Here is a 16,470-nt window from a genome sequence, read left to right as displayed (position 1 = left end):
CCGTGCGGAAGAATGACCTGATGGGGGAACAGACTCCGGTCTACGACGCGAGCCAGATCCAGGTCCTGCAAGAGGCAGACGTCCAACGCGTGCGGCCCCGCATGTACTTCGGCGCCGAACGCGACGACCCGATGCTGCCCCTCGGGGTGCTGATCCACGTCGTCGAGGACGCCGTCGGGGAACGACCGGTCGGCCCGGTGTTGACGGTGCGGGTCGTCGTGGAGGGCGATCTCTGTTTCCGGGTCGAGGACGACGGGCCCGGGTTGCCGACCGCGCCGACCGGGGGGACGTTCGACCCGGCCCCTATGGTGGTCCGCGTGTTCGAGAGCTCGAACTCGGCCCCGCGCGGCGGGCTGGGCGTCGGCACCGCGATGTGCTCGCAGGTCACGGCCGCCGTCCGGCGGGACGGGCACTGCTACCACGTCGACGCCGGGCCGTACCGCAGAGCGTCGCTGACCGACCTCGGCCCGGCCGAAGGCCACGGCACCAGCGTCCGGTTCGTGTTGGACGAGGACTACCTCCCCGAAGGCGCGGCCCTGCCCCTCGACCCGGCACCCTCCATCGCGGCCGCGCTGACCGCGCCGGCCCCGTTCGGCAGGAACCGCACGCTCGGCCGCACCGACCTCGTGGTCCACGACGAGCGCACCGGCTCCCGCACGCACCTGACCGTGCTCCCCCGAGGCGTTCGCCGCTGCCCCGACTGCTACTTCGCCCCCGACGCGCCTTTGGCCGCGCCGAGGGCCTGGTGAGTGCGGCCGGCGGGCGAGCGGCGTCGTAGGCTCCGCGCATGCACAACACCCTCACGGAGCACGCCCGGTGTCTTTTCGGTGACGAGTACCGGCCTACCCCTGACTGCGGGCGTGAGCATGATGAGCACTTCTTCGTCGAGGAGCTGACGTTCGCCGACGCGGACGCGATTCTGGCGATGCTGCGGGAGCTCTGCCCGCAGATCGTGGACGGGCTGCTGCCGGTGTGGGTGCGGAATCTGGCGTATCGCCTGGTGCTGCTGCAGCGGCCCGACGAGCCGGCGTTGTTGCGTGAGGCGGCCCAGAGCCTGTGGATGCACGGGCCGGACTGGGACCACATCGCGACCGGGCTGGTGGCGCGGGCGGAGGTGGTGGAGGCGGGGTGAGCGTGACGCGGCTGTGCGGGACAGCCCGCGGGGGCCGCCTTGTCGGACCTGGGTGGTCCTTGAGGCGGCCCCCGTCAGGCGGCGGTCAGTAGTCGATGCGGTCGGACTTGGCGAGCCAGGCGTCGAAGGGGGCGGTGCGGTTGGGGAGGTCGAGGTGTTCGACCGGGGTCGGCCACATCCAGGCGGGCTTCTTCTCGAAGAGGTCGTAGAACTTGCGGTCGTCGAAGCCGGCGACGGCCGCGTCGTCGCGGTCGGCGCAGTAGACGATGCGGTCGACGCGGGCCCACAGTGCCGAGGAGAGGCACATGGGACACGGTTCGCAGGAGGTCACCAGGATGCACCCGTCGAGCGAGAACGTGTCGAGCACCTTGCACGCGGCGCGCATGGCGCTGACCTCGGCGTGTGCGGTCGGGTCCAGGGTGGCGGTGACCTGGTTGTTCCCGATCGCGACGATCCGGTCGCCCTTGGCGACGAGGGCGCCGAACGGGCCGCCGCCGTTCGCGACGCTGGTGGTGGCCAGTCTGATCGCCTCGTCCATCCAGGCGCGCTCGAGGTCCTGGACGCTCGTTCCCTGGGTGTGCGTGGTCATAGTTGCTCCTTCTCGGTGGTGATGAGAGGTGCTGCTCAGGCTCGGGCGAACGCGGGGCCGCAGATGTGCTCGGGCCCGACCGGGGTGTGGGTGAGGTCGAGCCCCGTCGCGTTGCGGATGGCGTTCACGATCGCCGGGGTGGCGGAGATGGTGGGTGGTTCGCCGACGCCGCGGACGCCGTAGGGCGAGTTGGGGTCGGCCCGTTCGATGACGTCGATGGTCATGGGCGGGGTGTCCATGATCGTCGGGATCAGGTAGTCGGTGAACGACGGGTTGCGGATGTGGCCGCCTTCGACCTGGATCTCCTCCATGACGGCGAGACCGAGGCCCTGCGTGGAGCCGCCTTGGATCTGGGCGACGACGGCGTCGGGGTTGACGGCCTTGCCGACGTCCTGCGCGCAGTCGAGCCGGACGACCTTGACGAGTCCGAGCTCGGTGTCGACGTCGACCACGGCCCGGTGTGCGGAGTAGGCGTGTTGGACGTGCACGCGCGGGCTCTGCCCGGTCACCGGGTCGAGTTCGTAGGTCCGCAGGTGGTGGTACTCGCGGGTCTCCTCGATCACGTCGTCGCCGAGGACGTCGGCGATGTCGGCGATGACTCCGGTGGTCGACGAGACGACCTTGCCGCCGACGAGCGACAGGTCCGCGGGCCGTTCGCCGAACCGCCGGGCGGCCTTGGCGAAGAGCACGTCGCGCACGGCCTCGCACGCGTTCTTGACGGCACCGCCGGTGACGTACGTCTGCCGGGACGCCGAACTCGAGCCCGCGTCGCCGACGTTGGTGTCGTTCGGGTGGATGTTGACGCGTTCCACGGCGAGTTCGGTGCGGGCGATCTGCTGCTGCACGGTCACCAGGCCCTGCCCGACCTCGGCCGCCGCGGTGTGCACCATGGCGACGGGTTCGCCGCCGATGACCTCGAGCCGCACCCGGGCGGTGGAGTAGTCGTCGGCGCCTTCGGCGTAGGAGACGTTCTTGATGATCACGCTGTAGCCGACGCCGCGGACGACGCCCTCGCCGTGCGTGGTGTTGGAGATGCCGCCGGGCAGGTCGCGGACGTCCGCCGGCGCGGTCCGGTTCTCCAGCGGCATCGGCAACCGCTTGAGCCGTTCGAGGAGTTCGGCGACGGGCGCCGGGGAGTCGAGCACCTGCCCGGTGTGCAGGGTCGAGCCCTCGCTGACGGCGTTGATCTGCCGCAGCAGCACCGGGTCCATGTCCAGCGCCTTGGCGAGCTTGTCCATCTGGGACTCGTACGCGTAGGCGGGCTGCACCGCGCCGAGGCCGCGCATCGCGCCGCACGGCGGGTTGTTCGTGTAGAGGCCCCAGCCCTCGATCCTGACGTTGGGCACCTCGTAGGGGCCGGTGCCAAGCGACGTGGCGTTGCTGACCACGACCGGGGTCTTCGAGGCGTACGCGCCGCCGTCGAAGTACATCCTGGCCTTGATGTAGACGAGCTTGCCGTCCTTGGTGGCGCCGTGCTCGTAGTACATCTTCGCGGGGTGCCGGTGGACGTGGCCGTAGAAGGACTCCTCGCGGCCGTAGACCATCTTCACCGGCCGGCCGGTGTGCAGCGCGAGCATGCAGCAGTGGATCTGCATGGACAGGTCCTCGCGGCCGCCGAACGCGCCGCCGACGCCGGACATGGTGAAACGTACCTTCTCGAGCGGAAGCCCGAGCGCCCGCGCGGTCTGGCGCTGGTCGACGTGCAGCCACTGGGTGGCGAGGAACAGGTCGACGCCGCCGTCCTCGTCGGGGATCGCCAGGCCGGACTCCGGCCCGAGGAACGCCTGGTCCTGCATGCCGAGCGTGTAGACGTCGGACACGACCACGTCGGCCACCGCGTCGGGGTCGCCCTGGACGATCGGCTGGTAGCGCACCACGTTGCCGCCGGGGTGCAGCGCGGGCAGCGTGTCGTCGTGCGCGGCGCGCTCCGGGTCGGTGACCGGCTCGAGGACCTCGTACGCGACCACGATCTTCTCCAGCGCGCGCCGGGCGGTCTCGGGGTGGTCGGCGGCGACGAGGGCGACGGGCTCGCCCTTGTAGCGGACGACGTCCTCGGCGAGCGCCGGCGTGTCGGCGGTCTTCAGGCCGTAGATGTTCTCGCCGGGGACGTCCTGGTGGGTCAGCACCGCCGAGACGCCGGGGTGCGCGAGCGCGGGGCCGGTGTCGACCGACAGGATCCGCGCGTACGGGTGGGGGCTGCGCAGTGTCGCGCCCCAGAGCATCCCGTCCGCCCACAGGTCCGAGGAGTAGGCGAACTCCCCGCGGACCTTGAGCGTCCCGTCCGGCCGCAGCGGGCTGGTGCCGATACCGCCCGTGATCACCTCGTCGAGGCGCTGCGGCGTGCGGGCGGGGGATGTCTGGTCGGTCACCAAGCCTCCACGGTCGGCTTTTCGGCGGTCGGAATTTCCGGTTCAGCTCGTGAAAGGAAGTAGACAGCCAAGTCGGTGGAGAGCGCTAAGGGCGGAAGACATGAAAAGGTCCGCCGCCTGACACCGGCCGTTCATCGAGTGCTACAAGCGGCTTGTAGCCTTCGCCAGCATTCCGTCGACGAAGATCCGCAGGCCTTCGGGGTACGTGTCGCGCTGCGCGAACTGCGCCCAGCGGTCGAAGACGGCGGCCAGGTGGGGGAGCTTTTCCGGGTCGAAGGCCTCGCTGAAGACGCGGTCCGGGTCTTGCGCGCGCCGGCGGGCGGTGTTGGCGCGGACCAGGACCTCGCCGACGGTGTAGTACCAGATGCCGCGGAAGACGTCGACGGACTGGGCGGGCGTGCAGCCGTAGTCGTCGGCGCCGGCCACGATGGCCTCGACCATCCACAGCGCGTTTTCGTCCAGGAGCCCGACGAAACCGTCGGCGGTGAGGATCTCCGCGGCCCACGGCCAGGACGCGAGGGCGTCGCGCATCGCGGTGGCGGCCGCGACGATGCGGTCGCGCGGGTCGCTGGGCAGCGTGGGGCGGCCGAGTTCGGCCGTGTACTGGTTGAGCATGAGGACGAGCAGGTCGTCCTTGTTGCGGATGTGGTGGTAGAGCGTCGTCGCCCCGATGCCGAGCTCCGCGGCCAGTCTGCGGATCGTCAGTTTCTCCCAGCCGTCGCGGTCGATGAGGCGGCGGGCCGCCGCCAGGATCTCGGCGCGCGAGGTGACGGGCGGGCGGCCGGTGCGGCCTTGTGGCGCGGGCGCTGCGGCGGAGGCCGCGGACGGTCGGGGCATCGCTCCATCATGCCGCGCCGCCCTCCCCCGGCCACGGCCCGGCGCGTCTTCCCGCCACCCGCGGATCCCTTCCCGGTCGACGCACGCCCCTCGCGATGCTACTTTCGGAACATGTTCGAAAAGTCGGCGAACAGCACCTGGGGGTGACGTCTGTGATGACGAACAAGTTGGAGAGCAAGGGGCGTTGGGACGCGAAGCGTCCGGACGAAGGACGCCCGGGAGTGCGGCCGGGCCGGATCCTCGCGGTCGTGGCGGTCGTCCAGTTCATGGTGTCGCTGGACCTGTCCGTCGTGAACGTCGGCCTGCCCGAGATCGCCGCCGGCCTCGGCTTCAGCGCGGTGGGCCTGACCTGGGTCATCCACGCCTACGCGCTCACCTTCGGCGGCCTGCTCCTGCTGGGCGGCAAGGCCGCCGACCGGTACGGCCGCAAGCGCATGCTGCTGGGCGGCCTCGCCCTGTTCGGCGCGGCCTCGCTCCTCGGCGGCTTCGCGCAGGACCCCGGCCAGCTGGTCGCCGCGCGAGCCGCCCAGGGCGTCGGTGCCGCCGCGCTCGCGCCCGCCGCGCTGGCGCTGCTGACCACGACGTTTCCCGAGGGCAAGGCCCGCGTGAAGGCGTTCGGCGTGTGGAGTGCGACGAACGCGGCGGGCGGCGCCCTCGGCGTCCTCGTCGGCGGGATCCTGACCGAGTACGCAGGCTGGCGCTGGGTCATGTTCGTGAACGTGCCGATGGCGGCGGCCGCGCTGGCGCTGGCCTGGCGGGGCGTCCCGGCGGGGACGGCGGCGGCACGCGGCGGACGCCCGGACGCGCTGGGCGCGGTGCTGGCCGCGTCCGGCATGACGCTGCTGGTGTTCGGCGTCGTGCGCACGGACCGGTACGCCTGGACGTCCGCGGTCACCCTCGGCACGCTCGCGGCCGCGCTCGTGCTGCTGGCCGCGTTCGTGTACGTCGAGCACACCACCGCCCGCGAACCCCTCGTCCGGCTCGGCCTGTTCACGAACCGCTCGGTGGCCGGCGCGAACGCGTTCAACCTGGTGGTCGGCGCGGGCATGGCCTCGTCGTTCTACTTCATGTCGCTGTACCTGCAGCGCGTGCTGGGGACGGGCGCGGCCATGACCGGGCTGATGTTCCTGCCGTTCGCCCTGGGCGTGGTGGCCGGGTCGGTGGTGGCCGTCAAGCTGGGCTACCGGCTGCCGCCGCGCACGCTGATGCTCGTCGGCGCACTGCTGACCGCGGCCGGGTTCGCGTGGTTCGGCCTGATCAGCGCGGACGGGACGTTCCTGACCGACGTCCTCGGGCCGTCGCTCGTCGCCAGCGTCGGCTTCGGGATGTGCCTCGGCCCGCTGGTGTCCGTCGCGACGGCGGGCGTCGCCCCGCACGAGGCCGGCACCGCGTCCGGGCTGCTCAACAGCTCGCGGCAGATCGGCGCCTCGCTCGGCCTCGCCGCGCTGGGCACCGCGGCCCACGACCGTACCGGCGACGCCGTCACGCCCGGGGCGCTCAACGACGGCTACGCGCTGGGCCTGACCGTGTGCGCGGTGCTGCTGCTCGCGGCGGCGCTGATCGCGCGGGCGGTGCTGCCCAGGACCGGTACGACGGCGCCCGACGCGCAGGCCGGGCAGCCCGAGGCGGAGCCCGAGGAGGAGCCCGAGCTAGTCCCCGCGCGGGACTGACCCCGGGCCCAGGTCCAGGTGCTCCAGCAGGACGCCCCACAGCTCGCGCGCGGCGCGCGGCGGCGGGGCGTCCTTGCGGTGCGCGACCGCGACCGTGCGGCGCAGCGGCTCCCCCGCGAACGCCGTCACCCGCAGCCCGGAGCGGGCCGCGACCATGCCCGGGACCACCGCGACGCCCAACCCCGCGCGCACGAAGCCGAGCACCGCGTCCATCTCGCCGCCCTCGACGGTGAACGACGGCTCGAACCCGGCCGCGCGGCAGGCCGCCAGCGTCATCTCGCGCAGGTCGTAGCCGCGCCGGAACATCACCATGGGCAGGCCCCGCAGGTCGGCCACGCGGATCCGGGCGCCGGCCCGCCGGGTCGGCGGGGGTTCGTCGGGCGACGACACGACGACGAGGTCCTCGCGGAGGAGCTCGGCCGTGGTCAGGGCGGGCGCGCCGGGCCCGAGCGGGGTGATGACCAGCGCCACGTCGAGCCCGCCGGCCGCCAGGCTGCGCACCAGGTCCTGTGAGCCGCCCTCGTCCACGAACAGCTCGATGCCGGGATAGCGCGCGTGGTAGACGCGCAGGACGTCCGGCACGAGGCTGGCGCACAGGCTCGGGGGCGCGCCGAGCCGCACCCGGCCGCGGCGCAGCTGGGCGACCTCGTGGACCTCACGGCGCGCGGTGTCGGTGTCGGCGAGGATCCGCCGGGCCACGGGCAGCAGGGCCTCGCCGGCGTCCGTGAGCGTGATGTTTCCACGTGCCCGGTGGAACAGCTCCGCGCCCAGCTCGTGCTCGAGCGCCCGGATCTGCTGGGACAGCGACGGCTGGGCGACGTGCAGGGCCTCGGCGGCCCGGGTGAAGTGCCGGAGTTCGGCCACGGTCGCGAAGTAGCGGAGTTGCTGGAGCTGCACCGTCGCCACGATACCCAGTCACGATAGGCAGTGACTATGGAAAGGAGTCGGATCATGTCTTGGACGCATCGAGAGCCCCGGCTTTAGCGTCCCTGCATGGCACTGGCGACCCGGACACAGCACGCACAGCACCCGCAGCACCCCCCGTCCCTCCTCGGCTCCCTGTGGCGCTCCACCGTCGGCAAGAAGGCGGTCATGGCGGTCACCGGGCTGATCATGCTCGCGTACCTGGTCGCCCACATGATCGGCAACCTGAAGATCTTCTTCGGGCCCGGCGAGTTCGACCACTACGCGCACTGGCTGCGGACCATCGGCGGGCCGGTGCTCCACTACGAGTGGTTCCTGTGGATCCTCCGGGTCGTGCTGGTCGCCGCGGTCGTGCTGCACGGGGTGGCCGCGTACCAGCTCAGCCGCCGCGACCTGGCGGCGCGGCCGGTCAAGTACGCGCGGCCGCGGGCGCGCACCAGCTACGCGACGCGCACGATGCGCTGGGGCGGTGTCATCCTCGGGCTGTTCGTCGTGTGGCACATCCTCGACCTGACCACGCTGACGGTGAACCCGAACGCGCAGCACGGCCACCCGTACGCCAACGTCGTGGCGTCGTTCGACCGATGGTACGTCGCCGCCTTCTACATCGCGGCGATGCTCGCGCTCGGGCTGCACATCCGGCACGGCTTCTGGAGCGCCGCGCAGACCCTCGGCGCGAACTCGCCGCGCCGCGACCGGGCGTTCAAGGCCGCGGCGAACGCGCTCGCGGCGCTGCTGACCGTCGGCTTCGTGTCCGTACCCGTCGCCGTCCTGACCGGAATCGTGAGCTGAACCCATGACCGACTACACCGCGTACGGCGTCGGGGACCCCGTCGCCGACACCAAGGCCCCCGACGGCCCGATCGCCGAACGCTGGGACCGCCGCCGCTTCGAGGCGAAGCTCGTCAACCCCGCCAACCGGCGCAAGCACACCGTCATCGTCGTCGGCACCGGCCTGGCCGGCGGCGCGGCCGGCGCCACGCTCGCCGAACAGGGCTACCGCGTCGTGCAGTTCTGCTACCAGGACTCGCCGCGCCGGGCGCACTCGATCGCGGCGCAGGGCGGCATCAACGCGGCGAAGAACTACCGCAACGACGGCGACTCCGTGCACCGGCTCTTCTACGACACCGTCAAGGGCGGCGACTTCCGCGCCCGCGAGTCCAACGTGCACCGGCTCGCGCAGATCTCGCTGCAGATCATCGACCAGTGCGTCGCCCAGGGCGTGCCGTTCGCCCGCGAGTACGGCGGCCTGCTCGACACCCGGTCGTTCGGCGGCGTGCAGGTGTCGCGGACGTTCTACGCCCGCGGGCAGACCGGGCAGCAGCTGCTGCTCGGCGCGTACCAGGCGCTGTCGCGGCAGATCGACGCCGGGACCGTGGAGATGCACCCGCGCACCGAGATGCTCGACCTGGTCGTCGTCGACGGGCGGGCCCGCGGCGTCGTCGCCCGCGACCTGGTCACCGGCCGCGTCGACACCTACTTCGCCGACGCGGTGGTGCTGGCGAGCGGCGGCTACGGCAACGTCTTCTACCTGTCGACGAACGCCAAGAACTCCAACGCCACCGCCGTCTGGCGGGCCCACCGGCGCGGCGCGCTGTTCGCGAACCCGTGCTTCACGCAGATCCACCCCACCTGCATCCCGCGCTCCGGCGACCACCAGTCGAAGCTGACGCTGATGAGCGAGTCGCTGCGCAACGACGGCCGGATCTGGGTGCCCGTGGCGAAGGGCGACACGCGGCCGCCGAACGAGATCCCCGAGGACGAACGCGACTACTACCTGGAGCGGATGTACCCGTCCTTCGGCAACCTGGTCCCCCGCGACATCGCGTCGCGCGCCGCGAAGAACGTGTGCGACGAGGGCCGCGGCGTCGGGCCCGGCGGCCAGGGCGTGTACCTGGACTTCGCCGACGCGATCCGGCGCATGGGGCGGGCGGCGGTCGACGCGAAGTACGGGAACCTGTTCGAGATGTACGAGCGGATCACCGCCGAGGACCCGTACCAGGTGCCGATGCGCATCTACCCGGCGATCCACTACACGATGGGCGGCCTGTGGGTCGACTACGACCTCCAGACCACCGTGCCGGGCCTGTTCGCCATCGGGGAGGCCAACTTCTCCGACCACGGCGCGAACCGGCTCGGCGCGTCCGCGCTCATGCAGGGGCTCGCGGACGGCTACTTCGTGCTGCCGGCCACCATCAACGACTACCTCGCCCGCCATCCCCACGACGAGGTCCTGGCCGACCACCCGGCCGCCGTCGCCGTGGTGGCGGAGGTGACCGCCCGGCTGGACCGGCTGCTCGCCGTCGACGGCGACCGCACGCCCGACTCGTTCCACCGCGAACTCGGCGAACTCCTGTGGGACGAATGCGGAATGGCCCGCAACGAGGCCGGACTGCGCAAGGCCCTCGGCCGGATCCCGGAACTGCGCGAGGAGTTCTGGCGGCGGGTCAAGGTGCCGGGCACGGGCGCGGAGCTGAACCAGTCGCTGGAGAAGGCCAACCGCATCGTCGACTACCTCGAACTCGCCGAACTCACATGCCTGGACGCCCTGCACCGCACCGAGTCGTGCGGCGGCCACTTCCGCGAGGAGAGCCAGACCCCGGACGGCGAGGCGGCACGCCGGGACGAGCTGTTCTCGTACACGGCCGCCTGGGAGTTCACGGGCACGGGACGCCCTCCCGTCCTGCACAAGGAAGACCTCGTCTTCGAGCACGTCCACCCCACCCAGCGGAGCTACACGTGAAGTTCACCCTGCGCGTCTGGCGCCAGCGCGACGCGGCCGCGGCCGGCGCGATGACCACCTACGAGGTCGACGGCGTCAGCGCGGACATGTCGTTCCTCGAAATGCTCGACCACCTCAACGAGCGGCTGATCCTCTCCGGCGACACCCCGGTGGCGTTCGACCACGACTGCCGCGAAGGCATCTGCGGCGCCTGCGGCGTCGTCATCAACGGCCAGGCCCACGGGCCCGAGCGGACCACGGCCTGCCAACTCCACATGCGGCACTTCCGCGACGGCGACACCATCGACGTCGAGCCGTGGCGCGCCGAGGCGTTCCCGGTCGTCCGGGACCTCGTCGTCGACCGGTCCGCCTTCGACCGGGTCATCGCGTCGGGCGGCTACGTCTCCGTCCCGACCGGCTCCGCACCGGAGGCGCACGCGACCCCGGTCCCGAAGGCCGCCGCCGACCTGGCCTTCGACCACGCCGCCTGCATCGGCTGCGGCGCCTGCGTCGCGGCCTGCCCCAACGGCTCGGCGATGCTCTTCACGGCGGCCAAGGTCGTCCACCTGAACGCCCTCCCCCAGGGCGCGCCGGAACGCGAGTCCCGCGTCCTCGACATGGTCGACACGATGGACGCCCAGGGCTTCGGCGGCTGCACCAACACCGGCGAATGCGCGACCGCCTGCCCGAAGGGCATCCCGCTCTCGGCGATCGGCACCCTGAACCGCGAGTACCTCCGCGCGACCGTCAAGGGCCGCGGAAACCGCGACTGAGGCCCACCGATCACAGCGGGGGCGTCACCTGGAGGATGTAGAGGGTCTCCTGGCGCTGAATCAGGAGGTAGTCGAACATGCCGCCGACCCGGGTCTCCTCGTCGGGGTGATATTCCCAACTCCAGCTCACGACAGGCGATTCTAAGCGGCCGAGCGAGACCGGAGCGGTCAGTCGCGAACGGCCCGCATAGCCTCGTCCAGAATGCGGGAGACATCGTCCATCGCCGCCAGCCAGCCGGGATCGGCCTTGTCGAGGACCTGCGCCGCGTGGACGGCATCGCGGTAGCGCGCGGCGGTAGCCGGTTGCCGCGCGATCTCGATGTCCCGCGACCATGCCAACAGGAACATCCGGACCGGAGCGACACTCCCCTGGGCAGCCGCGAGGTCGAAGGCCTCGTCTTTCAGCGCCTCGAATTCGGCGATCCGGTAGGGGGCGACCTGGGCCAACGCGACACGCAGGGCCCCGACGGTGCGTTCCGGTCGGGGGATGATCGGATCCGACGCATGCGTCTGTGCACTCACCGGGGATCTCCTCCCCACAGTACTGGTCCAGACTATGCCGGGGCATCGCAAGGCACCCCGCCCCACCGCGTCCGGTCAGGCGACCTCGTAGTCGAACCAGATGCGGTGCGTGCCGTCGGGGTCGACGGTCATGCTGCCGGTGCCTGAGATGCCCGTCAGGTCGCCGGTGCCGCTGGACGGTACGACGACGAAGAACTCGGCGGTGCGGTCGCTGCCGGAAGTCGTCGCCGAGTGGGCGAAGTTGAAGGTGCCCGTGCGGCCGTTCAGGGATCCTTCGAAGGACTCCATGGCCACGTAGGTGCCGACCCCGCTCGCCTGGTCGAACGCTGCGGTGAACAGCGTCGAGGAGCGCCCCACGACGTCGCCCTCGTACTCCTTCTCCATCGTGGCGACCCCGACCGGCGTCGCGGTGACGACGGCGGGCGTCGGGACCAGTTCCGTCGGGACGAAGGCCTTGACGCTGAAGGTTCCGGAGGCGTGCATGGGGCCGATCGTAGCTTCCCGGTGGGCCGCCGGTGGCGAGGGCCGGCCACCGGTCCCGGGCGGCTGGGTGCCGTCCGGGACCGGCTTTCGCGTCAGGGCTTGGGCGGGCGTGGGAGGAGCAGGCTCGTGGCGGCGATCGCCAGGGCGAGGCCGGCGGCGAGGAGGAAGACCAGGTCGTAGCCGGAGGCGAGGGCGTCGGTCGCGGTGGTGGTGTCGGAGCTTGCGGCGGCCCGGGTGTCGGCGGCGGTGGAGAGGAGGGCGAGGCCGATCGATCCGCCGAGCTGGCTCGCGGTGTTGGCCACGCCGCCGACGATGCCGGCGTCGCGGGCGGGGGCGTCGGCGGTCGCGGCGGCCATCAGGGTGGGGAAGGTCAGGCCGATGCCGACGGCGATGAGCAGGGTCGGGCCGAGGACGCCGATGAGGTAGCCGCTTTGCGCGTCGGCCTGGGCGAGCCAGCCGAAGCCGGCGAGGAAGCAGGCGGATCCGGCGAGGACGAGCGGCCGTACACCGGTGCGCGGGAGCAGCGCGGCGGCCCGGCCTGCGACCAGCATGAACGTTACGGCGGCGGGTGTCTGGCCGAGGCCGGCGCGCAGGGCGCCGTACCCGAGGACGTCCTGGAGGAAGAGGGACGTGAAGTACCACATCGCGATGGCGATGCCGCCGAACAGGAGGAGCATGCCGTTGCCGACGGCCACCCCGCGGATGCGGAACAGGTGCGGGGGCAGCAGCGGCCGGTCGGCGAAGCGGGCCTCGGTGACCGCGAAGAGGACGAGGAGGGCCAGGCCCGCGACGGCGGGCACGACGACGTGTGCGGACGTCCAGCCGTGGTCGGTGCTCTGCATGACGCCGTAGACGAGCGCGGCGAGCCCGGCGGTGCCGGTGACGGCGCCGACGAGGTCGAGGGGTTCGCGGTGCTGCGGTCGGGTGCCGGTGAGGGAGGTCGCGGCGACGGCGATCAGCGCGGCGCCGACGGGGACGTTGATGAGGAACACCCAGCGCCACGACAGGCCGCTGGTGAGCGCCCCGCCCGCGAGCGCGCCGGCCATGCCGCCGACTCCGCCTGCGGCCGACCAGGCACCGAACGCCCGGGCGCGGGCGGGGCCTTCGGCGAACGTGGTGTTGAGGACGGCGAGCGTGGCCGGGGCCAGCAGCGCAGCGCCGACGCCCTGTACGGCACGCGCCGCGACCAGGACCCCAGGGGTCGTGGCCAGACCGCCGGCCAGGCTCGCGGCGGAGAAGACGAGCAGGCCTGTGGTCAGCATCCTGCGCTGCCCGAACAGGTCGGCGGCGCGTCCGCCGAGCAGCATGAACCCGGCGAAGGTCAGCAGGTAGGCGTTGACGACCCAGGCGAGACCGGACGAACCGAAACCGAGGTCGCGGTCGACGGAAGGCAGGGCGACGTTCACGATCGACGCGTCGAGGATGACCATGAACTGGCAGGCGCAGACGAGCGCGAGGACCAGGCGGGTGCGCGCGGCGTCGTGGGGCTCGGGTGCGGTGGTGTCCTGCGGCTTGGGGGACGTCGTGAGCACGGCGTCCTCGTGGGCGACGGTCGAAGCGGAGGTGGGGTCCTGCGGTTCGGGGGACGTCGTGGGTGCGGGCGCGGCGGCGTCCTCCGGCGTGGGCAGCGCGAGCGTCGACGCGGGGGCGGCGTCCCGCTGCGCGGTGGACCTCGCCGTTGCGGCGGCGTCCTGCGACGTGGGGGCGGTGGGCACGGGGCGGGCGTCTGAGGTCATCTCGGCGCTCACGCGTCCTGCAGTGCCGCGTCGACGGACTGGGCGCCTGCGCGGAGGCGGATGGCGGTTTGCGCGAGCCGCCGGCCCTGGTACCGGGCGGCCTCGAGCGTCGCCTCGTCGGGGCCGGCGCCCGACGGGCCGGTCACCGCGGAGGTGCCGTACGGGTTGCCGCCCGCGGCGTAGACCGCCGGGTCGGTGAATCCGGGCGGCACGATCAGCGCGCCCCAGTGGTAGAAGACGTTGCCCAGCGACAGCAGCGTGGCCTCGCTGCCGCCGTGCCGGTTGAACGCCGAGGTGAACGCGGTGACCGGCTTGTCGGCCAGGGCGCCCTCGCGCCACAGGCCGCCGGCCTGGTCGAGGAACTGCTTGAGCTGTGCGGCGGGCGCGCCGAAGCGGGTCGGCGTGCCGAAGGCGTACGCGTCGGCCCAGGCCAGGTCGTCGAGCGCGGCCTCGGCGAGCGACGCGGTGGCGTCGACGTGGCGCCGCCACTGCGGGTTCTCGTCGATCGCGCTGTCGGGCGCGAGCTCGGCGACCCGCCGCAGCCGGACGTCGGCTCCCGTGGCGGCGGCGCCTTCGGCGACGGCCTCGGCGAGGGCGTGCACGGAGCCGCTGGCGCTGTAGTAGATGACGGCGACCTTCACGGTCATGTCGGGACTCCCCGGGGTCACGTAGAATTAGTTATGCGGATAAGCTTATGCGCATAACTAATCTGATCGTCAAGGAGCCGCCGTGGACTTCGCCCAAGCCGATGCCCTCAACCAGGCCATCCGCCTGCTGAGCCTGCGCCACCGCGCCCGCACCGCGGCCCTGCTCGCCCCGCTCGGCCTCCACCCGGGCCAGGAGGCCCTCCTCCTCGAGCTCGCCCGCACCGGCCCGCGCATCCAGGCGCAGCTCAGCGACGCGCTGGGCTGCGAGCCGCCGAGCGTCACCCTGATGACCCGCAAACTCGAGGCCGCCGGCCACATCCGCCGCACGCCGGACCCTTCCGACAAGCGCGCGAGCATCGTCGAACTGACGGACAGCGGACGGGCGTTGACGGAACAGGTCAAGGAACTGTGGCGCGGCCTGGCCGCCGAGACCGTGGCCGGCCTCCCGGCCGGGACGGTGGCCGAACTACCGGGCCTGCTCGGGACGTTGACGACCAACGTGGACACCCGCCCCGGCCGCGGCGGTCAGGGCCGGGAGTAGCCCCCGCGAGGCCGCCCCTCAGCCCCTTCCGCAGCCCGCGGAGCCCGGCCTCACAGACCCGCGAGCACCAGGAGCCGGTGCATCTGCGCCGGCGGCAGGCTCGGGTTGCCGGCGGCGGCCTTGGCGACCCACGCGGACGGGTCGGCCACCAGTTCGAGCAGAACGCCGAGCGGCAGTCGCGGATGCGCGGCGACCTCACAGCGCACCGTGGAGTCGGGATCGGCCGCCAGCAGCCCGAGCAACTGCGCGGGTAGATCGGGGTCACGCGGCGCGAGCAGGCGCATCCGCGGATCGGGGTCGGAGGCCAGTCGCCGCAAGACGGACACGGGGAGGGGGAAGTCGTCTGCCGGACGCCACGGCGACCCCTTGGGCGCGTCGTACGTGCGGTCGATGCGCTCAGCGGTGGCGGGGTCGACCTGATCACGGGCGTGTTGCGCCGCCTTCGTGCGGACGCGACTGTCCTCGTCGTGCAGCAGCCTCGCCACGACCGCCGCCGGGAGGCCGTCCGCCTGCGCGGCCGCAGCCCGGAAACCCGGGTAGGGCGAGTCGACGTACGGCAACGGGTCGGCCGTCACCCACGGCAGGCGCAGCGAGGCCAGCTCCGAGCGGGCCATCCGGCCCATGAACTGCCGCTCCACCACCTCGTCGTCCAGGTCCACCTCGGGCCAGGTCGGCAGGTTCGCGTCGGCCAGGATCCCGGCGTGGATCGCGGCTCGGGTCGCCTCCGGCGTGTCTTGGCGGGCGAAGACGCGGACCCGGACCTGCGGGCTGGGGTCCTCGGCGAGCAGCTCGCGCGACCGGGCCGGGAGGTCGGGATGCTCCGCGACCTGTTCGCGCACGGCGTCGTCCGGATCCGCGGCCAGTCGACGCGCCGCCTCGGCGCCCAGCGCGCAGTGCCGCACCGCCCCGGCGCGCGTGACCGGGTCGGCCAGCAGCGCCGGGAGCAGGTCGGCGGGCGGTACGGGGTGGGGCGAGCGGGCGTAGTACGTCGAGCAGGCCGCCGCGCGGACGGAGTCCGCCACGTCGGTCAGCAACCGCCGCCGAACCGCCTCCGGGGCCTGCGGCCACCATCGGGCGAGCGTGGCGCGGACCTCCGGCTCGGGGTCGTCGGCCAGCCGGGCGCGCACGTCGGCCGGCGCATCGTCGCTCTCCGCCACATTTCGGCGGACAAGCACATCGGGGTCGTCGACCAGCCGCTCGAAGACCTCGCGCGGCACACCTCCAGAAACCGCGAGAGCAGCGCGTATCGCCGGACGCGGGTGCTCGGCGAGCACGAGCCGGACCGCGTGCGGGGTGCGGCTGTTGAGTGCGAGCGAGTGCGTGAGCCAATGGTGGTCCGCCGCGAGGATCTCGGCGACCACGTCGTCCGTCAGATCCGGACGCTTGGCGACCGTGCCCATGCCCCTGCGGTACGCCACCAGCCGACGCACGAGCTCGGGCGGCAGCGCGGGGTTCCGCGCGAGCCCCTCCACGACCTCGCCGAGGTGTGGCGGCAACGGCTCGGCGTCCGACACGGCGATTCCCC

At 72.5% G+C, this 16,470-nt stretch carries 16 protein-coding genes; 7 read left to right on the top strand and 9 right to left on the bottom strand.

The features are described from left to right. The first annotated feature begins 20 nt into the window (after positions 1 to 20). Both QI554_RS00410 and QI554_RS00405 read left to right on the top strand, forming a co-directional pair. Positions 21 to 749, top strand: a complete 729-nt coding sequence (locus QI554_RS00410; RefSeq protein WP_281464479.1) for an ATP-binding protein — start codon at positions 21 to 23, stop codon at positions 747 to 749. A 38-nt stretch (positions 750 to 787) separates the two neighbouring features. Continuing rightward, a complete protein-coding gene (locus QI554_RS00405; protein ID WP_281464477.1) occupies positions 788 to 1,132 on the top strand; it encodes a hypothetical protein in 345 nt (114 codons plus the stop codon). An 85-nt stretch (positions 1,133 to 1,217) separates the two neighbouring features. On the opposite strand, the gene QI554_RS00400 is transcribed toward QI554_RS00405, so the two are convergent. The 3 genes from QI554_RS00400 to QI554_RS00390 all read right to left on the bottom strand — a co-directional run bounded on the left by QI554_RS00400 (position 1,218) and on the right by QI554_RS00390 (position 4,927). After that, a complete protein-coding gene (locus QI554_RS00400; protein WP_281464475.1) occupies positions 1,218 to 1,721 on the bottom strand; it encodes a nucleoside deaminase in 504 nt (167 codons plus the stop codon). Positions 1,722 to 1,756: 35 nt separating this feature from the next. After that, positions 1,757 to 4,090 carry a xanthine dehydrogenase subunit D gene (gene pucD / locus QI554_RS00395; RefSeq protein ID WP_281464473.1) on the bottom strand — a complete coding sequence of 778 codons (2,334 nt, stop codon included), beginning with the start codon at positions 4,088 to 4,090 and terminating at the stop codon, positions 1,757 to 1,759. Between the two features lie 141 nt (positions 4,091 to 4,231). Further along, complete coding sequence (locus QI554_RS00390; RefSeq protein ID WP_281464471.1) at positions 4,232 to 4,927, bottom strand: TetR/AcrR family transcriptional regulator; 696 nt, start codon at positions 4,925 to 4,927, stop codon at positions 4,232 to 4,234. A gap of 266 nt (positions 4,928 to 5,193) precedes the next feature. Between QI554_RS00390 and QI554_RS00385 the strand changes: the two genes are divergently transcribed. Further along, positions 5,194 to 6,597 (top strand): MFS transporter, encoded by a 1,404-nt coding sequence (locus QI554_RS00385; protein WP_425527898.1) that lies wholly within the window; start codon positions 5,194 to 5,196, stop codon positions 6,595 to 6,597. On the opposite strand, the gene QI554_RS00380 is transcribed toward QI554_RS00385, so the two are convergent. Then, positions 6,577 to 7,494 (bottom strand): LysR family transcriptional regulator, encoded by a 918-nt coding sequence (locus tag QI554_RS00380; protein WP_281464467.1) that lies wholly within the window; start codon positions 7,492 to 7,494, stop codon positions 6,577 to 6,579. The two genes, QI554_RS00385 and QI554_RS00380, sit on opposite strands and share 21 nt — an antisense overlap. Before the next feature lie 96 nt (positions 7,495 to 7,590). Between QI554_RS00380 and QI554_RS00375 the strand changes: the two genes are divergently transcribed. The 3 genes from QI554_RS00375 to QI554_RS00365 are packed head-to-tail and all read left to right on the top strand — an operon-like array spanning position 7,591 to position 11,016. Next, positions 7,591 to 8,313 carry a succinate dehydrogenase cytochrome b subunit gene (locus QI554_RS00375; protein WP_281464465.1) on the top strand — a complete coding sequence of 241 codons (723 nt, stop codon included), beginning with the start codon at positions 7,591 to 7,593 and terminating at the stop codon, positions 8,311 to 8,313. Between the two features lie 4 nt (positions 8,314 to 8,317). Beyond that, entirely contained in the window at positions 8,318 to 10,264 is a 1,947-nt protein-coding gene (locus QI554_RS00370; RefSeq protein WP_281464463.1) for a fumarate reductase/succinate dehydrogenase flavoprotein subunit, read from the top strand. Continuing rightward, a complete protein-coding gene (locus tag QI554_RS00365; RefSeq protein ID WP_281464461.1) occupies positions 10,261 to 11,016 on the top strand; it encodes a succinate dehydrogenase/fumarate reductase iron-sulfur subunit in 756 nt (251 codons plus the stop codon). The genes QI554_RS00370 and QI554_RS00365 overlap by 4 nt, the downstream gene beginning before the upstream one ends. A gap of 168 nt (positions 11,017 to 11,184) precedes the next feature. On the opposite strand, the gene QI554_RS00360 is transcribed toward QI554_RS00365, so the two are convergent. From QI554_RS00360 to wrbA, 4 genes are all read right to left on the bottom strand, one after another. Then, complete coding sequence (locus QI554_RS00360; protein WP_281464459.1) at positions 11,185 to 11,538, bottom strand: hypothetical protein; 354 nt, start codon at positions 11,536 to 11,538, stop codon at positions 11,185 to 11,187. A 75-nt stretch (positions 11,539 to 11,613) separates the two neighbouring features. Further along, positions 11,614 to 12,021 carry a DUF3224 domain-containing protein gene (locus QI554_RS00355; protein ID WP_281464457.1) on the bottom strand — a complete coding sequence of 136 codons (408 nt, stop codon included), beginning with the start codon at positions 12,019 to 12,021 and terminating at the stop codon, positions 11,614 to 11,616. Between the two features lie 92 nt (positions 12,022 to 12,113). Then, a complete protein-coding gene (locus QI554_RS00350) occupies positions 12,114 to 13,757 on the bottom strand; it encodes an MFS transporter (RefSeq protein ID WP_281464456.1) in 1,644 nt (547 codons plus the stop codon). Positions 13,758 to 13,765: 8 nt separating this feature from the next. Further along, positions 13,766 to 14,404 carry an NAD(P)H:quinone oxidoreductase gene (wrbA, locus tag QI554_RS00345; RefSeq protein WP_281464454.1) on the bottom strand — a complete coding sequence of 213 codons (639 nt, stop codon included), beginning with the start codon at positions 14,402 to 14,404 and terminating at the stop codon, positions 13,766 to 13,768. 82 nt (positions 14,405 to 14,486) lie between these two features. On the opposite strand from wrbA, the gene QI554_RS00340 reads away from it, so the two are divergent. Next, positions 14,487 to 14,945, top strand: a complete 459-nt coding sequence (locus QI554_RS00340; protein WP_281464452.1) for a MarR family winged helix-turn-helix transcriptional regulator — start codon at positions 14,487 to 14,489, stop codon at positions 14,943 to 14,945. Positions 14,946 to 14,995: 50 nt separating this feature from the next. On the opposite strand, the gene QI554_RS00335 is transcribed toward QI554_RS00340, so the two are convergent. Next, positions 14,996 to 16,459: a hypothetical protein gene (locus QI554_RS00335; protein WP_281464450.1), complete on the bottom strand. Its 1,464-nt coding sequence runs from the start codon at positions 16,457 to 16,459 to the stop codon at positions 14,996 to 14,998. Between the last annotated feature and the right edge of the window lie 11 nt (positions 16,460 to 16,470).

This window comes from Yinghuangia seranimata, from assembly GCF_029953285.1.
Classification (GTDB): Bacteria; Actinomycetota; Actinomycetes; order Streptomycetales; family Streptomycetaceae; genus Yinghuangia; species Yinghuangia seranimata.
The sequence above is the reverse complement of the archived record's forward strand: the minus strand, read 5'-3'. Positions and strand labels throughout refer to the sequence as shown.